The following is a 316-nucleotide window of genomic DNA, read 5'->3' as shown; positions in this document are numbered from 1 at the left end:
GCTCACGCTGGACTGCACCGGTTGTCCGTTGGTGGCGTTGGTGACGGAGGTGTCGGCGAACGTGATGTACCCGCTGACCAACCGGTAGGTGGCGTCGTTGGCGTTGAGCGAGTTGCCCCGCACGTTGGCGGTGCAGGTGACAGTGCCGGCGATGCGGGGGTGGACGAGGAAGCGGGTGTAGAGCGTCACGTCCTGCAACGGGGAGCCCGAACTCGTATCGTACACGTTCTGCCCGATCACCATGTTCTTGCTCCAGCCGCCCGGACCCCGGCAGACGACCTCGTTGTCGAAGAGGCTGCGGATGGTGGCGTTGTTG

At 64.9% G+C, this 316-nt stretch carries 1 protein-coding gene; it reads right to left on the bottom strand.

Annotated elements, in window-relative coordinates:
- The coding region (locus OQ02_RS45455) for a hypothetical protein (protein WP_033443851.1) at positions 1 to 316 on the bottom strand (316 nt) is incomplete at both ends.

It is taken from the genome of Saccharothrix sp. NRRL B-16314 (genome assembly GCF_000716595.1).
GTDB lineage: Bacteria > Actinomycetota > Actinomycetes > Mycobacteriales > Pseudonocardiaceae > Actinosynnema.
This window is presented reverse-complemented; position numbering and strand designations above follow the sequence as displayed.